We start from the raw sequence: 19,186 nt of genomic DNA, 5'->3' as shown, positions 1-19,186 counted from the left end.
AAGTCTCTCCCTTATGAACTTTTGAGATCATTTGCCCGAACCGGCGATCTGGTCGCCGTCGCGGGTCAGGTAATAGGCGGCGAGGATCGGCAGCAGCGTCACCAGCACGACGACCATGGCCACGACGTTGGTGACCGGGCGCTGACGCGGTCGGATCAGTTCCTCCAGCATCCAGATCGGCAGCGTCTGCTGTTGTCCGGCGGTGAAGGTGGTGACGATGACCTCGTCGAAGGACAGGGCAAAGGCCAGCATGCCGCCGGCAAGCAAGGCGGTGGCGATGTTGGGCAGCACGACATGGCGGAAGGTCTGGAAGCCGTCGGCGCCAAGATCCATCGACGCTTCGATCATCGAACCGGAAGTGCGGCGGAAGCGGGCGACGGCGTTGTTGTAGACGACGACGACGCAGAAGGTGGCGTGGCCGAGCACGATCGTCCAGAACGAGAAGGGAATGTCGGCCAGCGAAAACGCCGAGCGCAGCGCAATGCCGGTGATGATACCGGGCAAAGCGATCGGCAGGATGACCAGCAGCGAGATGGTCTCCCGGCCGAAGAATCTTGTCCTGGAAACCGCCGCCGAACAGAGCGTGCCGAGGATCAGCGCGATCGCCGTCGAGATGGCCGCGACCCTGACCGACAGCGACAGCGCCTGCCAGACATCGGGCCGGTTCCAGGTGACGGCGAACCATTGCGTGGTCAGGCCGGGCGGCGGCCAGACGAAGCTCTTCTCCTCCGTCGTGAAGGCGTAGACGAAGATCAGCAGGAGCGGCAGGTGCAGGAACAGCAGGCCGCAGGCGGCGGCGGCCTTCAGGCTGCGCGGAGCGGATTGACCACGATCAGAGCGCATCGAAGGCCCCCATGCGCTTGGCGCCCCAGAGATAGAAGCCCATGATGACGATCGGCACGACGGTGAAGGCGGCGGCGAGCGGGATGTTGCCGGCGGTGCCTTGTTGCGAATAGACGGCCTGGCCGATGAACAGACGCGAGGTGCCGATGATCTGCGGGATGATGTAGTCGCCGAGCGTCAGCGAGAAGGTGAAGATCGAGCCGGCGACGATGCCCGGCAGTGCCAGCGGGAACAGCACGTTGCGAAAGGTCTGGCCGGGCGAGGCGCCGAGATCGGACGAAGCTTCGACCAGATTGCCCGGCACGCGCTCCAGTGCCGCCTGCACCGGCAGGATCATGAACGGCAGCCAGACGTAGACGAAGACGATGAAGGTGCCGGTGAACGACACCGACAGCGAGTTGCCGCCGACGATCGGCAGCGACAGCCAGGCGTCAATCAGCCATTGCAGATGCAACTTGCCGAACAGCCAGGTGAGGATGCCTTCCTTGGCCAAGATCAGCTTCCAGGCGTAGATCTTGACCAGGTAGCTCGACCACAGCGGCAGCATGATGCCGAGATAGAACAGCGCCTTCCAGCGGCCGCGCGCATAGCGCGCCGCATAATAGGCGATCGGGAAGGCGACGATCGCCGAGGCCAGCGTGACCAGAGCCGCCATCGTCACCGTGCGCAGGATGATGTCGAGATTGGCCGCCTGGAACAGGTCGCCATAGGTTTTCAAGGTGAACTGGCGGTTGATCAGGCCGGAGTACTCGTCGATCGAGAAAAAGCTCTGCGCCAGCAGCGCGAACAGCGAGCCGATATAGACGATGCCGAGCCACAGCACCGGCGGCAGCAGCATGAGCAACAGCAGGACCCTGGGCTTGCGCCAGAAAAGATCCGACAGCGCGCCGCGCAAGCCGCCGCTGCCGGGTAAGATGGCGGGCGCAGTGGCGCGCGGCATGGCGGCGTCGAGGCTCATGCCGGCTCGTCCATGAGATGCAGGTGCTCGCGGTTGAAGGTGAGGACGACCGCTTCGCCTTCCACCGGCAGCGCCGTGCCGGCCGGCACGATCGCGTGCAGTCGCAGCCCGTCGGCGTCGAGCGCCAGTTTCGTCGTGGCGCCGAGATAGTTGGTCGAGACGAGGCGAGCGGCAACGCCTTCGCCGCCCGCGCCGCGACCGACGCGAATGGATTCAGGGCGCAGGCTGCCCCAGCGGCGCTGGCCGGAATAACGCTCGACGAAATCCGGCGGCAGCACGTTGGAGGAGCCGACGAAATCGGCAACGAAGCGGGTCCTCGGCCGCTGGTAGATGTCCTCGGGCGTGCCGATCTGCATGATCTTGCCGTCGTTGAAGACGGCGACGCGGTCGGCCATCGACAGCGCCTCGCCCTGATCGTGGGTGACGAAGACGAAGGTGATGCCGAGCGCCTTCTGCAGCGATTTCAGCTCCTCCTGCATGTTCTCGCGCAATTTGAGATCGAGCGCGCCGAGCGGCTCGTCGAGCAACAGCACCTTGGGCTGGTTGACCAGCGCGCGGGCGAGCGCGACACGCTGGCGCTGGCCGCCCGAGAGCTGGCCGGGGCGGCGGGCGCCATAGCCGGGCAGCCGCACCAGCGACAGCGCTTCTTCAGCCGCCTTTTGCCGTTCCGGCTTGCCGACACCCTTGACCATCAGCCCGTAGGCGACATTGTCGAGCACGCTCAGGTGCGGGAACAGCGCATAGTCCTGGAACACGGTGTTGACGTTGCGGCGATAGGGCGGCACGCCCTCGGCGCGTTCGCCAAAGATCGAGATCGAGCCCGAGGTCGGCTGCTCGAAGCCGGCGATCAGGCGCAGGCAGGTGGTTTTGCCGGAACCGGACGGCCCGAGCATGGCGAAGAACTCGCCCGGCACGATGTCGAGATCGACCGCGTCTACGGCGCGAACGCTGCCGAAATGGCGCGAGACTTTCTGGAAGGAAACGGCTGATGTCATGGGTTGTCCTGATCTGTCAGGCTCGTCAAGTTCGGGCGTTGCGCTGCCCCTCATCCGCCTGCCGGCACCTTCTCCCCGTATAGTGACGGAGAGAAGGGACCTGGCGGAAACGCTGGCGACCCCCTCTCCCCGTTCTTCACGGGGAGAGGGTAAGGGTGAGGGGCCGCGCTATGCTCTCAGCGAGGCGGAATCACCGCCCGCCGATGACGCCGATATAGTCCGACACCCAGCGGTAGTAGGGCACGCACTGGTCGTTCTGGGTGGCGCATTTCGACACCGGCGTCTTCCAGAACTTGATCTTTTCGAAATTGTCGTAGCCGTTGGTCTTGCAGCCTTCGTCGGTCAACAGTTCGTTGCCCTTGCAGGCGGCGGGCACCACCGGCAGCGAACCGAACCAGGCCGAGACATCGCCCTGCACCTTCGGCGACAGCGAATGTTCGAGCCACATATAGGCGCAGTTGGGATTGGCCGAATCGGCTTCCATCATGGTGGTGTCGGCCCAGCCGGTGACGCCTTCTTCCGGAACGGTCGAGGCGACAGGCTTCTTGGCGGCGACCAGCGCGTTGACCTGATATGGCCACGAGCCCGAGGCGACGACGCCCTCGTTCTGGAAATCGTCGACCTGGATGGCCGCGTCGTGCCAGTAGCGACCGACCAGGGTGCGCTGGACGCGCAGCAGTTCGAGTGCTGCCTTGTACTGGTCCTCGTTCAGTTCATAAGGGTCCTTGATGCCGAGTTCCGGCTTGTGGAACATCAGGTAATTGGCGGCATCCGCAATGTGGATCGGCCCGTCATAGGCCTGGACGCGGCCCTTGTTGGACTTTCCGTCCGGCAGCTTCATTTCCTCGAAGACGACGTTCCAGCTCTTGGGCGCTTCCTTGAACACCTCGGTGTTGTACATCAGGATGTTCGGGCCCCACTGATAGGGAACGCCATAGTGAACGCCGCCGACGGTGAACCACGGGGCGTCCTTCAGCCGGTCGTCGACCGTCTTCCAGCTCGGGATGAGATCGGTGTTGATCGGCTGCACGCGCTTGCCGGCAACAAGGCGCAGCGAGGCATCGCCTGAGGCGGTGACGAGGTCGAAGCCGCCCTCGTTCATCAGCGAGACCATTTCATCCGAGGTGTTGGCGGTCTTGACGTTGACCTTGCAGCCGGTCTCCTTCTCGAAGGAGGTGACCCAGTCATAGCCCTTGTCGGTCTCGCCACGCTCGATATAGCCAGGCCAGGCAACGATGTTGACCTGCCCTTCGCCCTTGCCAAGCTCCTTGACCTGGGCGACGGCCTGACCCGAGAAGGTCAGCGCGACCGTCAAAGCAGTGCATGACTTCAGGAATGAATTCATCATCGATCTCCCATTTTGGCGCCTGACCCCGAAAGCCGGTTTCGGTCTTCGCTAGGGGGCACGCGCGGACTGAAAAAGTGTCAGTTCTTCCTTTGGACGCATGTCGCTCTGGTGGCGGCTTTGGTCCCTGAACCGAAAAGTGCTTTGAAAAATCCGGTTTCGCAAATTCATTTATCAGAAAGGCGATATCGGTTTTTCCGATGGATCAGCGACCAATCTTGTCGGGCCGCTGGCGGACCATACGCTGCGACTGGGCAAGGCCGATGAAATCGCGCGCCGCCTGCGGCAGGCCGGAGCCGCGCCGCCAGACCATGCCGACCTGCACCACGGGCAAGGAACCCGAAATGTCGCGCGATTCGATGCGGTCGCCTTCCAGCGACCATGGCCGGTAGACCAGATCGGGCAGCAGCGCCACGCCGGCACCGGTGGCAACGAGGCTGCGCACGGCTTCCACGGAACGCGTGCGGAAGGCGACATGCGGCTTGGCGCCGATCGCCGTCAGCAGCTTGCCGGTGTTCTCCTCGATCTCGTCGACGGTCAGCATGATCAGCGGTTCGGACGCGATGTCGCCAATGCTGATGATGTCGGCGCCGGCCAGCGGGTGGCCGAGCGGCAGCCACAGCCGGTAGGCCGAGACTTCGAGGATTTCCGACTGCAGCGCGGTGCGGTCGCGCAGGTTCGAGGTGACCATGACGGCAATGTCAAGCTTGCCGCCGATCAACAGATGTTCGAGGTAGTCGCCATTGTCCTCGATGGCCGAGACCTCGACGCCCGGATAGGCGCGGCGATAGCGGGCAAGCAAGTCCGACAGCACATAACCGGCGACCAGCGAGGTGACGCCGAGTTGCAGCCGGCCGCCGGAAGCGGCCTGTTCACTGGAAAAAGAGCGGCGCGCGTCGGACACGTCGGCGAGGATCTTCGTCGCGTGGCGCAGGAACTGGTGGCCCTTGTGGGTGATGTTCAGGCCGCGCGGATGGCGTTCGAACAGTTCGACGCCGAGATCGCTTTCCAGTTCCTTGATCGCTTCGGTGACCGAGGATTGCGAGATGGAGAGGTTCTGCGCGGCGCCCGACACCGTGCCTTGCTCGGCGACGGCAATGAAGAACTGCAGCTGGCGGATGGTGAAAGCCATGGCCCGACTAAACACCGGCGCGGAAGGGAAGGAAAGCCGACGCAGCGCTTATCCCATGACTGGAGGACCGGCGCTCAGCCGAGCACCAGCCTGATGCGCCGCCGGCATGCGGGGCCATAGCGCAACGCAAGCATGAATGCCGTCTCCAGAGCCACGACAATGACAATGATGCGCAAGCCCACCGTGAACGAATCCCGGCCGCTGCCGCGCATCAGATAGCCGGTGGTGAGAAATCCCGCATTCCAGATGGTGGCGCCGAGCAGTGTCGCGATCGCGAAGGGCAGAACAGGCAGACAGAGCGCACCGGCCGCGATCGGCAGGTAATTGCGCACCGTCGGGATGAACTGCGCCAGCAACGAGACCCGGACGTGATTGCGGCGATAGGCCTGGCCGAGCTTGCGGTAGGTCGCATGGCGAAGGAAGACATATCCGCCGAAACGTTCGACCAGCCTGTCGGCACGGTCAAACCCGATCCGGCGGCCGACCGCATACCAGACAAGACAGCCGCTGGAGGAGGCAAGCGTCGTCACCAGCAGCAGGATCGCCAGGATCGCAGCATCAGGGGCTGCCGTCATGCCAAGGAACAGCAGCAGCACATGCGACGGCGGCACCGGCAGGATCTTTTCGGTGAAGGCGAGGCAGAAGACGCCGAACAGACCGAAGCCGAGAATGGCCGACAGCGGCCCGGTCATGCGAAGCGCCAGTCATAGGAGTTGACCGTCTTGATCCTGGCGATGCGATAGACCGTAGCCGGCGGGAAATTGCGAAAGGTATGGCCGACCCGTGTGACCTCGAGATCGAGGCGATCCAGCAGCGACTGGTCGAACGGGCAGCGCCGGCCGTAGGTGAACTGATACAGTGCGCCGCCGGGCCGAAGATGGGCAAAGACACCTTCGAGAATAGCCTGGGTCTTACGCGGCGGTATCGACAGGAAGGGCAGGCCGCTAACCGCGGCGCCGACGACCGGGCCCTCGAAAAGCCGCAGGTGGCGCAAGCCCGTGGCATCCATTTCGAACGTGCGGGCCTTCGGAAAGCGCCGTTTGAGCAAGGCGGCGAAACCGGCACCGAACTCGATCAGCGTCAAATCCTCTTCCTTGACGCCGCGCGCCAACAGAGCTCGCGTGAACGGCCCGGTTCCCGGACCAAGCTCAAGCACGGGACCGGTGTCGGGGCCAATGTCGCGCGTCATCAGCGCCGCCAGGCTGGCGCTGGACGGTGTGACAGACGCAACGCGCAGCGGCGCGGCGACCCAAGCCAGGAGAAAAGACAGAGCATCACTTGCAGGCATGGCAACCTCAATCCTGGACAGCAGCACGCCAACCAGTCTGGTGTGGCCACTTGATTTCGTTTCAGCGTCGGACCCGAACCTGTTGCATATTCAGGCCCGACGCCTTGATGCCGGCACGGCGGTTCGTGCCGACCGGCGCTGTTTGCCGTGACTGGATTGCATAGACATTGCGCAATATCGCGGACGCAAGGAAAGCGCTTGTCGACCTCGGGCCGTTCGGCTTTGCCATGTTTGCGCAATGTTGGCGCGGTAGCGCCCGAAGTCATGTCGCTACCTGAGGACAATGGATGCGTATCTTGCTGGTCGAAGACGAGCCCGAGATGGTCTCGGCGCTGCGTGCCGCGCTGAAGCGCCACGACATGGTGGTCGATCACGCCGGCACATTGCTGGAGGCGGAGGGCTTCATTGCCATCGACAGTTACGACGCAATCCTGCTCGACCGCCAGCTGCCGGATGGCGACGGGTTGTCCCTGGTGCCCAGACTGCGGACGATGAAGAACACAACGCCCGTGCTGATATTGACGGCGCGGGGCGACACATCGGACAAGGTCGATGGGCTGGACATGGGCGCGGACGACTATCTGGCGAAGCCGTTCGCCTTCGAGGAATTGCTGGCGCGGCTGCGCGCGCTGCTCAGGCGCCCGGTGCCGATGCGATCGCAATTCATCCGCGCCGGCCATCTGGTGCTCGATGTCGGGCATCGCGAGGTGTCGATCCGTGGCGAGCCGCTCGGCCTGCCGCGTCGCGAGCTGCTGGTGCTGGAAGCGCTGATGCGGCGGACCGGCCGCATGGTGCAGCGCGAGGCGCTGATGGAAGCGGTGTTCGGCCTCGACGACGAGATCCAGTCCAACGCGCTCGACACCCATGTTTCGCGCCTGCGCCGCAAGCTCGCCGACGCGAACAGCGGCGCGACGATCAACGGCATTCGCGGCGTCGGCTATCTGCTGCGCGAGACGACATGAGCGTCAAGCGATGAGTATCAAGCGCCCGCGTTCGCTGAAATGGAGCCTGGTGCTGCGCATCGCCGTGCTGCAATGCGCGATGCTGACGCTGATCATCGTCGGCATCCTCGGCGCCATGCTGGCCACCGGCCTCATTCCACACGACTACGAGGACGGCACAATGGACGTGCTGGCGGATGCGGTGGCGCGCGATGCAAGCGGCAAGCTGGTGCTGCGCGAGACTTCTGATCTGACGAAGCTGCGATCAGATGTCCCCGACCTCTGGTTCATCATCCGCGACAAGCAAGGGCAGCGGCTGCTGGAAGGCACCGTGCCGTCCATCTTCCAGCCTTTCGCCGGACTGCTGGACAATATCAGCGACGCCCGTATCGACCGCGCAATCGGGCAAGCCGCGCCGCCCGAGGGGAAGATACGCTGGACCGATACGGCCGCTGGCAACGTCCAGATCTTCACCGGCACCAAGGGCGGGCTCTCGCTCATGCGCCTGCTCGGGCAGGCGCCGCAGTTCTTCCTGCAAGGGATATTGCCGCTGGCCGGACTGATGGCGCTGGCCACGCTGTTCGCGACGCCCTGGGTGGTGCGCGGCGCGCTTTCGGGGCTTGGCCATGCCGCCGCCGAGGCTGAGCTCATCGACATCGACAAGCGCGGCACGCAGCTGCCGCTGAAGGACGTGCCGACGGAAGTGACGCCACTGGTGAAGGCCGTGAATGCCGCCCTTGCCCGCCTCGACAAGGGCTACGAGCGCCACAAGCGTTTCCTGACCGACGCCGCACATGAGCTTAGAACACCGGTCGCCATCCTCAACACGCGCCTCGCCTCGCTGCCCGCGACACCGGAGCGGGCACGGCTGCTGCAGGACGCGGCCCGGCTTTCGACGCTGACCGACCAGCTGCTCGACCTGCAGCGCCTCGACCGGCAGGCCGCGCCCTTCGAGAAGGTCAACCTCGTGGCGATCGCGCGCGGCGTCATTGTCGACCTCGCGCCGATGGCGTTTTCGGCCGGATACGAGATGTCCTTCGAACCGGAAAGAGAAACAATCCTCGCCACTGGCGACCGCACCGCGATCGAACGCGCCGTGACCAATCTCGTCCAGAATGCCATCGAACATGGCGGCCGTGCCGGCAAGATCACCGTCGGCGTCACCACCCCCGCCGTCATCGAGGTGCGGGATGAAGGTGACGGCGTGCCACTGAGCGAGCGGGAGCGCGTCTTCGAGCCCTTCTACCGGCTGCGCCCGCAGGATCACGGTGCCGGGCTCGGCCTCAACCTGGTGCAGGAGATCATGCAGTTGCACGGCGGGCGCATCGAAATCCTCGACGGCAAGCCGGGCGGCGCCTGCTTCAGGATGATTTTTCGCGCTTTGCCCGCATAGGCGCGACGACCGGGCTGATGCCGCCGCGTAGACACCGCTCGTCCTTGGCTAGAACCCGGCGGCGCCGCCGGCAATGCTGAGCCGCGCGCCGGCCTGCGCAAGGGCGGCGGCAATATCGCGTGGCGGCGACCGATCGGTGGCGAGTTCGGAAAAGCTGTCGAAGCCGCAGACCTGAACCAGGCCAAGGCGGCCGAACTTGCTGTGATCGGTGATGACGAGCGAACGCTGGCCACGCGACAGCACCATGCGGGCGAACTCAGCCTCTTCCAGGTCATAGTCCATGACGCCCATCACCGCATCGATGGCGCCGGTGGAGATGATGGCGTGGCTGACCGAGAAGCGGCTGACGAACTCGATGGCCGAGACACCGAAGGCGGCGCCGGAATCGCTGCGCAGCTCGCCGCCGGCCATATAGACTTTATTGCCATTGACGGTGGCCAGCGTGCGGGCGATGTCCGACGAATTGGTGACGACCGTCAGGCGCCGGTGGGCGAGTAGTTCACGGGCAAGGAACGAGGTCGTCGTGCCGGTGTCGAGCATGATCGATTCACCGTCGCGGATGGTGGCGGCGACCATGCGGGCAATGGCGCGCTTGGCGTCGGCATTTTCGCGCATGCGCCGCTCGAACGGCGCTTCGCCAACCATCGACGGCAGGCCGATGGCGCCATGCATCTTGAGGACGGAGCCGTCGCTGGTGAGCGGCTTGACATCGCGGCGCACGGTCTCGAGCGACACGCCCAACCGGTCGGCCAGACTGGCGATGGTGACGGTTCCCTCTTCCTGCAGGAGCCGCAGGATCTCGCCGTGCCGTTTCGAGTGAGCCATTGGGTCGTTTTCCGGTCGCAGCGTTGCGCAATTGACCGCTTCTAAGGCAAATCTGCTGGATATTACAAGAAATCTCGAAACAAATCGGTCATAAAAGCAGAAAAAGCCACAGAATCCGATTGACATCCGGTATTGCGCGGCGTGACACTGCTCTGGTGACAGGCTCGGACTGCCACGGGAGAACGATGGCAGAGCCGTATCCAAACTTGCATGCCCAAAGGTCTGGAAACTGTCTGGCGCGAGGGCAAAGGAACCTATCGAATCCGCGGGGGCGGATGCCGGCCTCGAAGAGCCCGGCACATGGGACTCGTCGGTGCGGCGCAGGATACCGATCCCGGATGCCGCGCCGACGAGATCTTTGCCAAAATGAGCATCCGTCGAAACGGCACGCCGGCACCGCGGCGCCACCCTGTCGATGCCGTGTCGGACCAAGGGCCAATCCATGACCGCCGAAGACCGCATCCGCGCCCTGCCCTGCTGGACCGGCGACATCGAGATCGCACCGCTGCCAGGCGGACTGAGCAATGCGAACTATCTGGTCAAGGACGCGGCCGGAAAGCATGTCGTGCGCTTCGGCAAGGATTATCCGTTCCACCATGTCTTTCGCGAGCGCGAGGTGATGACCGCGCGGGCGGCCCATGCCGCCGGTTTCGCGCCAGCCGTCCGCCATGCCGAACCGGGCATCATGGTGACGGAGTTCCTTGGCGCGAAGACTTACCAGGCAGAGGATGTGCGCGCCAATTTAGGCCGTGTCGCGGCCCTGATGCGTGGCTTCCACCGCGAGATGCCCAACCATGTTTCCGGTGCCGGCTTCATGTTCTGGGTATTCCATGTCATTCGCGACTATGCACGCACGCTGGAAGAGGGCGGCAGCCGCAAGCGCAGCGAGTTGCCGCGCCTTCTGACGCTCGCCGACGAGCTGGAGCGCGCGCAGAAACTGCTGCCGATCGTCTTCGGCCACAATGATTTGTTGCCGGCCAACATTCTCGACGACGGCAACAGGCTGTGGCTGATCGACTTCGAATATGCCGGCTTCAACACGGCGATGTTCGACCTCGCCGGCGTCGCCTCGAACGCCGGCATGAGCGACGAGGAATCCTTCGCCTTCCTGACCGCCTATTTCATGAAGGAACCGGATGAGGCGATCCGCCGCTCGCACGCGGCGATGCAGTGCGCCTCTTTGCTGCGCGAGGCGATGTGGAGCATGGTGTCCGAGCTCTATCTCGACGCGCCCGGCATCGATTACGTCGCCTATACCGAGGAAAACCTGACGCGGCTCGAAGCCGCGCTGGAAAACTACAGAACAAAATACGGGATACAAAAACCATGACATTGCCAACCCATGCTGGCGTCGTCGTCATCGGCGGCGGCATCATCGGCTGTTCGACGGCCTATCATCTGGCGCGCGACCACAAGACCGATGTCGTGCTGCTGGAACAGGGCAAGCTGACCTCGGGCTCGACCTGGCACGCCGCGGGCCTCGTCGGGCAATTGCGCTCGTCAGCCTCGATCACCCGCGTGCTCAAATATTCCGTCGATCTCTACAAGGGACTGGAGGCCGAAACCGGTCTGGCCACCGGCTGGAAGATGACCGGTTGCTTGCGGCTGGCCACCAACGCCGACCGCTGGACGGAGTACAAGCGGCTGGCGACGACGGCGAAAAGCTTCGGCATGGACATGCAATTGCTGTCTCCGGCGGAGGTCAAGGCAATGTGGCCGCTGCTTGAGACCGGCGATCTTGTCGGCGCGTCATGGCTGCCCACCGACGGGCAAGCAAGCCCTTCCGACATCACGCAGTCGCTGGCCAAGGGCGCGCGCCTGCACGGCGCGAAACTGTTCGAGGATGTCCGCGTCACCGGCTTCGAGATGAAGGATGGCCGCATCACCGTGGTCAAGACCAGCAAGGGCGACATCGCCTGCGACAAGGTGGTCAACTGTGCCGGGCAATGGGCGCGGCAGGTGGGCGCGCTTGCCGGCATCAACGTGCCGCTGCAGCCGGTGAAACACCAGTATATCATCACCGAGAAGATCGACGGGCTGGCGACCGACGCGCCGACCATCCGCGACCCCGACCGGCGCACCTACTTCAAGGAAGAGGTCGGCGGGCTGGTGATGGGCGGCTACGAGCCGAACCCGCAGGCCTGGACGATGGGCGACGTGCCCAATGATTGGGAATTCCGGCTGTTCGACGACGACTACGACCATTTCGAGCAGCACATGACGCAAGCGATCGCGCGCGTGCCGGCGCTCGAAACCGTCGGCGTCAAGCAGATAATCAATGGGCCGGAAAGCTTTACGCCGGACGGCAATTTCATCCTCGGCACAGCACCCGAATGCGCCAACATGTTCGTCGGCGCCGGCTTCAACGCCTTCGGCATCGCGTCGGGTGGCGGCGCCGGCTGGGTGCTGGCGCAGTGGGTGGTCGATGGCGAGGCGCCGCTCGACCTCTGGGTCGTCGACATCAGGCGCTTTTCCAACCTGCACCGCGACCGGCAATGGGTCTGCGACCGCACGCTGGAGGCCTATGGCAAGCACTATACGATCGGCTTCCCGCACGAGGAGTACGCCAGCGGACGACCGCGCATCGTCTCGCCGCTTTACGAGCGGCTGAAACAGCAGCGCGCCGTGTTCGGCTCGAAGCTCGGCTGGGAACGGCCAAACTGGTTCGCACCGGAGGGCATCGAGCCGCAGGATGTCTATTCGATGGGCCGGCAGAACTGGTTCGCGGCGGTCGGCGACGAGCACCGCCACGTGCGCGAGAAGGTCGGCATCTTCGATCAGTCGTCCTTCGCCAAATACGAGCTGAGCGGGCCCGACGCGTTGAAGGCGCTGGACTGGATCTGCGCCAACGACGTCAGCAAGCCGGTCGGCCGGCTGACCTACACGCAGCTTCTCAACACACGTGGCGGCATCGAGGCCGATCTGACCGTGGCGCGGCTGGCCGAGGAGAAATTCTACATCGTCACCGGCACCGGGTTCCGCACGCATGATTCCTCGTGGATCAGCGACCATATCGGCGAGGGACTCGACGCCACGCTCGCCGATGTCACCGAGGATTTCGGCACGCTGTCGCTGATGGGTCCCCGGGCGCGTGATGTGCTTGCCGATGTGACAGACGCGGATGTGTCGAACGCTGGCTTCCCGTTCGGCCATGTGCGCGAGATTGCCATCGCCGGCCACGCAATTCGGGCGCTGCGTGTCACCTATGTCGGCGAACTCGGCTGGGAACTGCATGTGCCGATCGCGGCCACGGGTGAAGTCTTCGACGCGCTGATGGCGGCCGGGAAGAAGCACGACATCCGCCCGGTCGGCTACCGGGCACTGGAATCGTTGCGGCTGGAAAAGGGCTATCGCGCCTGGGGCTCCGACATCACGCCCAACGACACACCGCGGGAAGCCGGGCTGGGCTGGGCGGTCAAGTTGCGCAAGAACACGGATTTCGTCGGACGGCGCGCGCTCGAGAAGACCAACGGCGCGGCATTGAAGAAACGCTTTGCCGGCTTCACGGTTGACGATCCGGAGATCGTGCTGCTCGGCCGCGAGACGATCCTGCGCAATGGCGAACCGGTCGGCTACCTCACCAGCGGCGGTTATGGCTACACGGTGGGCAGGAACATCGGCTACGGCTATGTGCGCGACGCCGACGGGGTGAGTGACGATTTTCTCGCCTCGGGCGACTATGAACTGGTTGTGGCGATGGAGCGAACGCCGGCGAAAATCCATCTCGAGCCGCTGTATGATCCGTCGATGAGCAAGATCAAGGCGTAACGGTGCAGCGATGAGTTTCCATGCGGATCGTCACGTCCATATCCTGATCATCGGTGGCGGCGCCATCGGCACCTCGGTGGCCTATCATCTCGCCCGCGATGGCGCCAAGGACGTGTTGCTGGTCGAGAAATCCCTGCTCACCCACGGTTGCACATGGCATGCCGCCGGACTGGTCGGCCAGCTCCGGGGCAAACGGAACCTGACGCGGCTGATGCAGAATTCGGTCGCCGTCTTCGACCGGCTGGAAGCCGAGACCGGGCAAGCGATCTCGTGGAAGAAAGTCGGCTCGCTGCGGCTGGCCGGAAGTTCCGCCCGCTGGAGCGAAATCCGCCGGTCGATGAACCAAGCCAAGAGCTTTGGTGTCGAATGTCACTCGCTGTCGGCCGATGAGGCAGCCCAGCACTTCCCCTACATTGTCAAGGACGGCATCGAGGGCGCCGCCTACATTCCCGGTGACGGCTATATCGATCCCTATTCATTGACCATGGCCTATGCCAAGGGCGCGCGGCAGAATGGCGCCAGAATTGAGGAAGGCGTGACGGTCGAGGAGATCGTCATCGAGGGACGGCGCGCGGTCGGCGTCGTCACCAATGGCGGCTCGATCTCCTGCGACATTCTCGTCAACTGCGCCGGGCTGTGGGCCAAGCGCGTCGGCAGGATGGCCGGTGTGCCGCTGGCCGCAGGTGTCGTCGAACACCAGTATTTCCTCACCGAAAAGACGCTGACGCTCGATCCGAACCTGACCACGCTGCGCGACCCCGACCACAATTTCTACCTCAAGCCGGACACTGGCAGTTTTGCCATCGGCGGCTGGGAGGACGGCTCGAAAGGCTGCTGGCGCGGCATGCCGCCGCTCGATTTCGGCCGTGAGCTCTTCGCGCCCAACATGGAGCGCCTGGAACTGTTCGCGCTGCCCGCGGCGGAGCGGCTTCCAGTGCTCAATGAGATCGGTATCCAGACTGTCATCAACGGGCCTATCCCGGTGTCCTTCGACGGCGAGCCGATCATGGGGCTGGCGCCGGAACTCGACAATTTCTTCGTCGCCTGCGGATTTACCGCCGGTATCGCGGCGTCCGGCGGCGCCGGGCTGGCATTGTCCAACATGATCCTTCATGGCGATGCCGGTATGGATTTGTGGCCCTTCGACGTGCGCCGCTTCGGCGCGGTGCAGGCGCAAGGCCGCTATCTGGAAGCACGCGCCATCGAGGCCTATGGCGCCTACTACAAGATCCACTGGCCGGCGGAGGAATCCCACGCCGCGCGCGGTCTGCGCCTTTCGCCATTGCACGACACGCTGCGCGACAACGGCGCGGTTTTCGGCTCCAAATTCGGCTGGGAGCGGCCCAACTGGTTCTCTGTCGATGACGGCAAATCTGTCGAGATGGGCAGCTTCCAGGGCAAGCCCGGCTGGTTCACCGCTGTCGGCGACGAGGTGCGCGCAATCCGCGAGCGCGCCGCCCTGATCGACCAGACCTCGTTCTCCAAGTTCGAGATTACGGGCAGTGGGGCACAGGCAGCACTGCAGCGCATCGCCGCCAACGACCTTTCCGGCGCGCCGGGCAGGGCCGTCTACACCCAACTCTGCAACGAGAAGGGCGGCATCGAAGCTGACGTGACCATCGTTCATACCGGCGAGGATCGCTTCCTGCTGGTCACCGGCTCCGGCTTCGGTGTGCATGACCGGCATTGGATATCAAGGCATCTGCCGGCCGGCGTGTCGCTGCGCGACGTGACCAATCAGTATGCCACAATCAATTTGTGCGGCCCCCGCGCCCGGGACATCCTGCAGTCGGTCAGCGATGATGATGTTTCCAACGACGCGCTGCCCTTTCTGGCTGCGCGCACCATCGAGGTCGGCAACGCCACCGCACTCGCGGTACGTGTCGGCTATGTCGGCGAACTTGGCTACGAACTCTACGTACCTGAGGACTATGCCGTGCATGTCTACGAAACGCTGCGCGAGGCGGGCGAGCCGCACGGCATTGCCGATGCCGGTTACCGCGCAATCGACGCCTGCCGCATGGAGAAGGGTTATCTCTACTGGTCCGGTGACATCACCCCCGACTACAATCCCTACGAAGCTGGGCTCGGCTTTGCGGTGGCGTTGGACAAGGGTGAGTTCCTCGGTCGCGAGGCGCTGTCGCGGATCAAGGCCGAAGGCGTGACGCGAAAGCTGTGCTCCTTCACCGTCGACGGCTTCGCGCCGTTCCACGGCGGCGAGGCGATCCTGTTCGGCGGCAAGGTCGTCGGTTCGACCTCATCCACCGGCTATGGCTATACGCTCGGCAAGACCATTGCCTTCGGCTACCTTCCGGTGGAGCTGGCGGGCGAGGCCGCGTTCGAGATCGAGGCCTTCGGCAAGGCCTACAGAGCGACGCGCGGGCCGCGCACGCTTTATGATCCAAGGATGGAAAGGTTGCGGGCGTGAGTGACGATCTAGCCCTCGCCCGCCAGGCCATGGCAGCGATCCCGCTGTTCAAGGATTTCGCCGGCAAAGCAGAGCGGCTTGGCGGCCTCACCAATCTGGTCTTCAAGGCTGGCGAGTTCTGCCTGCGCATTCCCGGCAAGGGCACCGAGGAGTATATCAACCGCGCCAATGAAGCGGTGGCGGCGCGCGAAGCGGCAAAGGCGGGTGTCAGTCCCGAAGTGCTGCATGTCGATCCCGGTACCGGCGTGATGGTCACACGCTTCATCGCCGGCGCGGAGACCATGTCGCCGGAGAAATTCAAGGCTCGGCCGGGCAGTCCGGCGCGGGCCGGCGAGGCCTTCCGCAAGCTGCATGCTTCCGGCGCCACGTTTCCGTTCCGCTTCGAACTGTTCGCGATGATCGACGACTATCTCAAGGTGCTGTCGACCAGGGATGTCAGCCTGCCCGCCGGCTATCATGACGTGGTGCGCGAGGCCGGGAGCGTGCGGGCGGCGCTCGCCGCCCATCCGCTTCCCCTCGTCGCCTGCCATTGCGACCCGCTGTGCGAGAATTTCCTCGATACGGGGGACAGGATGTGGATCGTCGACTGGGAATATTCGGGCATGAACGACCCGCTCTGGGACCTTGGCGACCTCAGCGTGGAAGGAAAGTTCGACACGGCGCAGGACGAAGAGATGATGCGCGCCTATTTCGGTGGAGAGGCAAGGCCAGCGGAGCGCGGCCGCATCGTCATCTACAAGGCGATGTGCGACCTGCTGTGGACGCTGTGGGGACTGATCCAGCTCGCCAACAACAATCCGGCCGACGATTTCCGCGCCTATGCCGACGGCCGCTTCGCCCGCTGCAAGGCGCTGATGGAGACGCCGGAGTTTTCAAGGCACTTAGCGGCAATACGCCGGGGCTAAGACCAGAAACCTGGGGCTTAATTCACACCTTTCGGCACGTTTTCCGGCGGCACCGTGGTGTCGACCACCTTTTGGCGGTGGAAAATGAAGATGCCGGCCAGCACGACGATGCCGGAGCCGATCAGGATGCGCGGGCCGGGAACATCACCGAAGAACACCAGTCCGAACACCACGGCCCATAGCAGCAGCGTGTAGTGCAGCGGTGCCAGTGTCGAGGCCGGCGCCAGCTTCAATGCCCTGGTGATCATCAGATGGGCGGCACAGGAGACAATGCCAAGCAGGAGCATGGCGCCGAAATCGAGCGCCGAGGGTGTCTGCCACGCACCGATGGTCAGCGCGCCGCCGACCAGCAACGTGCCGATCGTCTGCCATGTCACAAGGTTGGTATCGCTGGTGCCGCGCAAACGCCGGTTGAGGATGATGGCGAAGGCAAAGGCGATGCTGCCGACGAGGGCGAAGGCCGAGGATAGCGAGAACGCCTCTGAGGACGGCTTCAGGATGATCAGCACGCCGCAGAAGCCGACCAGGATCGCCAGCCAGCGCCGCCAACCGACCTTTTCGCCCAGCAGCAGGTGCGACAACGCCGCAACGTAGATCGGTCCGGCCATGTAGAAGCTCATCACGTCGGCGAGCGGCAGATAGACGACCGCGGCATAGAACAGCCCGGTATCGGCCGTGGTCGCCACCACGCGCAGGAGTTGGAGGATAGGCCGCTCCAAGTGGAAAAGCTTTGCTGCGCCCTGGTTGGCGATCATCGGGCCCAGCACGATGAAGGCGCCGACAGAGCGGATCAGCACCACCTGGCCGACGGAGAAGCTTGCGACCAGCCATTTTCCCATCGCATCGTTCAGCGCAAACATGAAATCGCCGGCCAGCATCAGCAGAACACCGGCCAGAAGAACGTTCCTGATTGTGGAATTCTGCGCCACGGGCTGCGTCATGCCAATCCCGATTCCTCCCTTGCGTAAGCCGCGTCGTAGACGGAAGCAGCCGCTTTGACGAGGATAATTCGGGAAACCGGCGAGACCAGAACCGGAAATCGGCTGGGCCTACGTGGCTTTGTGCCTGCGGTTTACCGCAGCCGGCCTTCCATCGATCGAAAGCCGCGTATCCTGCCTCGTCCGCTCCGCCACCACCTTGCCCCTGGCGATGACGCAAATGCGCTCGGCGCGCAGGCGCAAGGCCTCGACCGGATTGCCGGCATCGAGAACGACCAGGCTGGCGCGCTTGCCGACCGCGAGGCCGAGATGATCGAGGCCCATGATCGATGCGTTGACATTGGTGACCATGTCGAAGCAGCGCGCCATGTCGGCCGGGCTCGACATCTGGGCGACGTGCAGGCCCATGAAGGCGACGTCGAGCATGTCGGCGGTACCCAGCGAATACCAGGGGTCGAGCACGCAATCCTGGCCCCAGCCGACGCGGATGCCGAGCGCCAGCATCTCCTTGACCCGGGTCAGGCCGCGGCGCTTCGGGAAGGTGTCGTGGCGGCCCTGCAGCATGATGTTGATCAGCGGGTTGGGGATCGCCGACACGCCAGCTTCGGCGATCAGCGGCAGCAGCTTCGAGACATAGTAATTGTCCATCGAATGCATCGAGGTGAGGTGCGAGCCGGCCACCCTGCCCTGCAGGCCAAGGCGCTGCGTCTCATAGGCCAACTGCTCGATGTGACGCGACAGCGGATCGTCGGTCTCGTCGCAATGCAGGTCGACCATCAGGCCGCGCCTGGCCGCGATCTCGCAGAGTTCTGTCACCGAGCGCGTGCCGTCGGCCATGGTGCGCTCGAAATGCGGAATGCCGCCGACGATATCGACGCCCAGGTCTAGCGCGCGGATGGTGTTTTCGCGTGCCGTCGGCGAGCGATAGAATCCGTCCTGTGGAAAGGCCACCAGTTGGAGATCGATGTAAGGCGCGATCGTCTTCTTGACGTCGAGCAGCGCCTCGACCGCCAGCAGCCTGTCGTCGCAGACATCGACATGGGTACGGATGGCGAGAAGGCCCATCGACACCGCCCAGTCGCAATAGGCAAGCGCGCGGTCGCGCACCGCTTCATGCGTCAAGAGCGGCTTCAACTCGCCCCACAGGGAAATGCCTTCGAGCAGCGTGCCCGACGCATTGATGCGCGGGATGCCGTAGGACAGCGTCGCGTCCATGTGGAAATGCGGATCGACGAAGGGCGGCGAAACCAGGTTGCCGCTGGCGTCGATTTCGGTCCGCGCCGAAGCCTGCAACCTCGGCTCTATCGCCGCGATCGTCTCGCCGCTGATGCCGATGTCGGCAACGGCGCCATCTGGCAACGTGCCGCCGCGAACGATAAGGTCGAAATCCATCTGTCATCATCCCGCTTGAAGAATCACCCGTTCCA

General features: G+C 64.1%; 17 protein-coding genes. 7 read left to right on the top strand and 10 right to left on the bottom strand.

The genetic code is table 11. The features are described from left to right. Window positions 1-27: 27 nt before the first annotated feature. The 7 genes from OOJ09_RS15465 to OOJ09_RS15435 all read right to left on the bottom strand — a co-directional run bounded on the left by OOJ09_RS15465 (window position 28) and on the right by OOJ09_RS15435 (window position 6,462). Window positions 28-843, bottom strand: coding sequence for an ABC transporter permease (locus OOJ09_RS15465; RefSeq protein WP_269906015.1), 816 nt, complete (start codon window positions 841-843; stop codon window positions 28-30). Further along, a complete protein-coding gene (locus OOJ09_RS15460; RefSeq protein ID WP_269906267.1) occupies window positions 833-1,783 on the bottom strand; it encodes an ABC transporter permease in 951 nt (316 codons plus the stop codon). Before OOJ09_RS15460 ends, OOJ09_RS15465 begins: the two co-directional genes overlap by 11 nt. 14 nt (window positions 1,784-1,797) lie before the next feature. Beyond that, complete coding sequence (locus tag OOJ09_RS15455; protein WP_269906014.1) at window positions 1,798-2,796, bottom strand: ABC transporter ATP-binding protein; 999 nt, start codon at window positions 2,794-2,796, stop codon at window positions 1,798-1,800. Window positions 2,797-2,986: 190 nt separating this feature from the next. Continuing rightward, entirely contained in the window at window positions 2,987-4,141 is a 1,155-nt protein-coding gene (locus OOJ09_RS15450) for an ABC transporter substrate-binding protein (protein WP_256749059.1), read from the bottom strand. A 205-nt stretch (window positions 4,142-4,346) separates the two neighbouring features. Then, window positions 4,347-5,273 (bottom strand): LysR family transcriptional regulator, encoded by a 927-nt coding sequence (locus tag OOJ09_RS15445; protein WP_269906013.1) that lies wholly within the window; start codon window positions 5,271-5,273, stop codon window positions 4,347-4,349. A gap of 74 nt (window positions 5,274-5,347) precedes the next feature. Next, window positions 5,348-5,965: a DedA family protein gene (locus OOJ09_RS15440; protein WP_269906012.1), complete on the bottom strand. Its 618-nt coding sequence runs from the start codon at window positions 5,963-5,965 to the stop codon at window positions 5,348-5,350. Further along, the gene (locus OOJ09_RS15435; RefSeq protein ID WP_269906011.1) at window positions 5,962-6,462 is read right to left on the bottom strand and encodes a class I SAM-dependent methyltransferase; all 501 of its coding nucleotides are present in this window, start codon (window positions 6,460-6,462) and stop codon (window positions 5,962-5,964) included. Before OOJ09_RS15435 ends, OOJ09_RS15440 begins: the two co-directional genes overlap by 4 nt. Between OOJ09_RS15435 and OOJ09_RS15430 the strand changes: the two genes are divergently transcribed. The 3 genes from OOJ09_RS15430 to OOJ09_RS15420 all read left to right on the top strand — a co-directional run bounded on the left by OOJ09_RS15430 (window position 6,449) and on the right by OOJ09_RS15420 (window position 8,895). Further along, the gene (locus OOJ09_RS15430; protein WP_269906010.1) at window positions 6,449-6,712 is read left to right on the top strand and encodes a hypothetical protein; all 264 of its coding nucleotides are present in this window, start codon (window positions 6,449-6,451) and stop codon (window positions 6,710-6,712) included. The two genes, OOJ09_RS15435 and OOJ09_RS15430, sit on opposite strands and share 14 nt — an antisense overlap. A 136-nt stretch (window positions 6,713-6,848) precedes the next feature. Continuing rightward, window positions 6,849-7,523, top strand: a complete 675-nt coding sequence (locus OOJ09_RS15425; RefSeq protein WP_269906009.1) for a response regulator transcription factor — start codon at window positions 6,849-6,851, stop codon at window positions 7,521-7,523. 10 nt (window positions 7,524-7,533) lie between these two features. Next, the gene (locus OOJ09_RS15420; RefSeq protein ID WP_269906008.1) at window positions 7,534-8,895 is read left to right on the top strand and encodes a sensor histidine kinase; all 1,362 of its coding nucleotides are present in this window, start codon (window positions 7,534-7,536) and stop codon (window positions 8,893-8,895) included. 48 nt (window positions 8,896-8,943) lie between these two features. Here OOJ09_RS15420 and OOJ09_RS15415 read toward each other — a convergent pair whose 3' ends face one another. Further along, window positions 8,944-9,720 carry a DeoR/GlpR family DNA-binding transcription regulator gene (locus OOJ09_RS15415; RefSeq protein WP_269906007.1) on the bottom strand — a complete coding sequence of 259 codons (777 nt, stop codon included), beginning with the start codon at window positions 9,718-9,720 and terminating at the stop codon, window positions 8,944-8,946. A 442-nt stretch (window positions 9,721-10,162) separates the two neighbouring features. Between OOJ09_RS15415 and OOJ09_RS15410 the strand changes: the two genes are divergently transcribed. From OOJ09_RS15410 to OOJ09_RS15395, 4 genes are read left to right on the top strand one after another with little or no spacing between them, the layout of a single operon-like run. Then, window positions 10,163-11,050, top strand: a complete 888-nt coding sequence (locus tag OOJ09_RS15410; RefSeq protein ID WP_269906006.1) for a phosphotransferase family protein — start codon at window positions 10,163-10,165, stop codon at window positions 11,048-11,050. Then, window positions 11,047-13,488 carry a GcvT family protein gene (locus OOJ09_RS15405; RefSeq protein ID WP_269906005.1) on the top strand — a complete coding sequence of 814 codons (2,442 nt, stop codon included), beginning with the start codon at window positions 11,047-11,049 and terminating at the stop codon, window positions 13,486-13,488. The genes OOJ09_RS15410 and OOJ09_RS15405 overlap by 4 nt, the downstream gene beginning before the upstream one ends. A gap of 10 nt (window positions 13,489-13,498) precedes the next feature. Beyond that, on the top strand, window positions 13,499-15,916 hold the full coding sequence (locus tag OOJ09_RS15400; RefSeq protein ID WP_269906004.1) for a GcvT family protein: 2,418 nt from the start codon (window positions 13,499-13,501) through the stop codon (window positions 15,914-15,916). A gap of 29 nt (window positions 15,917-15,945) precedes the next feature. Next, the gene (locus OOJ09_RS15395; RefSeq protein WP_269906266.1) at window positions 15,946-16,821 is read left to right on the top strand and encodes a phosphotransferase family protein; all 876 of its coding nucleotides are present in this window, start codon (window positions 15,946-15,948) and stop codon (window positions 16,819-16,821) included. A gap of 17 nt (window positions 16,822-16,838) precedes the next feature. Here the strand turns inward: OOJ09_RS15395 and OOJ09_RS15390 are convergent, their stop codons facing one another. Both OOJ09_RS15390 and OOJ09_RS15385 read right to left on the bottom strand, forming a co-directional pair. Then, a complete protein-coding gene (locus OOJ09_RS15390; RefSeq protein WP_269906003.1) occupies window positions 16,839-17,762 on the bottom strand; it encodes a DMT family transporter in 924 nt (307 codons plus the stop codon). A 108-nt stretch (window positions 17,763-17,870) separates the two neighbouring features. Beyond that, window positions 17,871-19,151 (bottom strand): amidohydrolase family protein, encoded by a 1,281-nt coding sequence (locus OOJ09_RS15385; RefSeq protein WP_269906002.1) that lies wholly within the window; start codon window positions 19,149-19,151, stop codon window positions 17,871-17,873. Window positions 19,152-19,186 lie beyond the last annotated feature (35 nt).

Origin of the sequence: Mesorhizobium qingshengii, from assembly GCF_027563465.1 — a bacterium.
Taxonomy (GTDB): Bacteria; Pseudomonadota; Alphaproteobacteria; order Rhizobiales; family Rhizobiaceae; genus Mesorhizobium; species Mesorhizobium qingshengii_A.
This window is presented reverse-complemented; position numbering and strand designations above follow the sequence as displayed.

What these genes read in the sequence shown, in the direction of transcription:
- OOJ09_RS15465 (WP_269906015.1), bottom strand. Translation starts at nt 843, where the DNA reads ATGCGCTCTGATCGTGGTCAATCCGCTCCGCGCAGCCTGAAGGCCGCC.
- OOJ09_RS15460 (WP_269906267.1), bottom strand. Translation starts at nt 1,783, where the DNA reads ATGCCGCGCGCCACTGCGCCCGCCATCTTACCCGGCAGCGGCGGCTTG.
- OOJ09_RS15455 (WP_269906014.1), bottom strand. Translation starts at nt 2,796, where the DNA reads ATGACATCAGCCGTTTCCTTCCAGAAAGTCTCGCGCCATTTCGGCAGC.
- OOJ09_RS15450 (WP_256749059.1), bottom strand. Translation starts at nt 4,141, where the DNA reads ATGAATTCATTCCTGAAGTCATGCACTGCTTTGACGGTCGCGCTGACC.
- OOJ09_RS15445 (WP_269906013.1), bottom strand. Translation starts at nt 5,273, where the DNA reads ATGGCTTTCACCATCCGCCAGCTGCAGTTCTTCATTGCCGTCGCCGAG.
- OOJ09_RS15440 (WP_269906012.1), bottom strand. Translation starts at nt 5,965, where the DNA reads ATGACCGGGCCGCTGTCGGCCATTCTCGGCTTCGGTCTGTTCGGCGTC.
- OOJ09_RS15430 (WP_269906010.1), top strand. Translation starts at nt 6,449, where the DNA reads ATGTCGCGCGTCATCAGCGCCGCCAGGCTGGCGCTGGACGGTGTGACA.
- OOJ09_RS15435 (WP_269906011.1), bottom strand. Translation starts at nt 6,462, where the DNA reads ATGACGCGCGACATTGGCCCCGACACCGGTCCCGTGCTTGAGCTTGGT.
- OOJ09_RS15425 (WP_269906009.1), top strand. Translation starts at nt 6,849, where the DNA reads ATGCGTATCTTGCTGGTCGAAGACGAGCCCGAGATGGTCTCGGCGCTG.
- OOJ09_RS15420 (WP_269906008.1), top strand. Translation starts at nt 7,534, where the DNA reads ATGAGTATCAAGCGCCCGCGTTCGCTGAAATGGAGCCTGGTGCTGCGC.
- OOJ09_RS15415 (WP_269906007.1), bottom strand. Translation starts at nt 9,720, where the DNA reads ATGGCTCACTCGAAACGGCACGGCGAGATCCTGCGGCTCCTGCAGGAA.
- OOJ09_RS15410 (WP_269906006.1), top strand. Translation starts at nt 10,163, where the DNA reads ATGACCGCCGAAGACCGCATCCGCGCCCTGCCCTGCTGGACCGGCGAC.
- OOJ09_RS15405 (WP_269906005.1), top strand. Translation starts at nt 11,047, where the DNA reads ATGACATTGCCAACCCATGCTGGCGTCGTCGTCATCGGCGGCGGCATC.
- OOJ09_RS15400 (WP_269906004.1), top strand. Translation starts at nt 13,499, where the DNA reads ATGAGTTTCCATGCGGATCGTCACGTCCATATCCTGATCATCGGTGGC.
- OOJ09_RS15395 (WP_269906266.1), top strand. Translation starts at nt 15,946, where the DNA reads ATGGCAGCGATCCCGCTGTTCAAGGATTTCGCCGGCAAAGCAGAGCGG.
- OOJ09_RS15390 (WP_269906003.1), bottom strand. Translation starts at nt 17,762, where the DNA reads ATGACGCAGCCCGTGGCGCAGAATTCCACAATCAGGAACGTTCTTCTG.
- OOJ09_RS15385 (WP_269906002.1), bottom strand. Translation starts at nt 19,151, where the DNA reads ATGGATTTCGACCTTATCGTTCGCGGCGGCACGTTGCCAGATGGCGCC.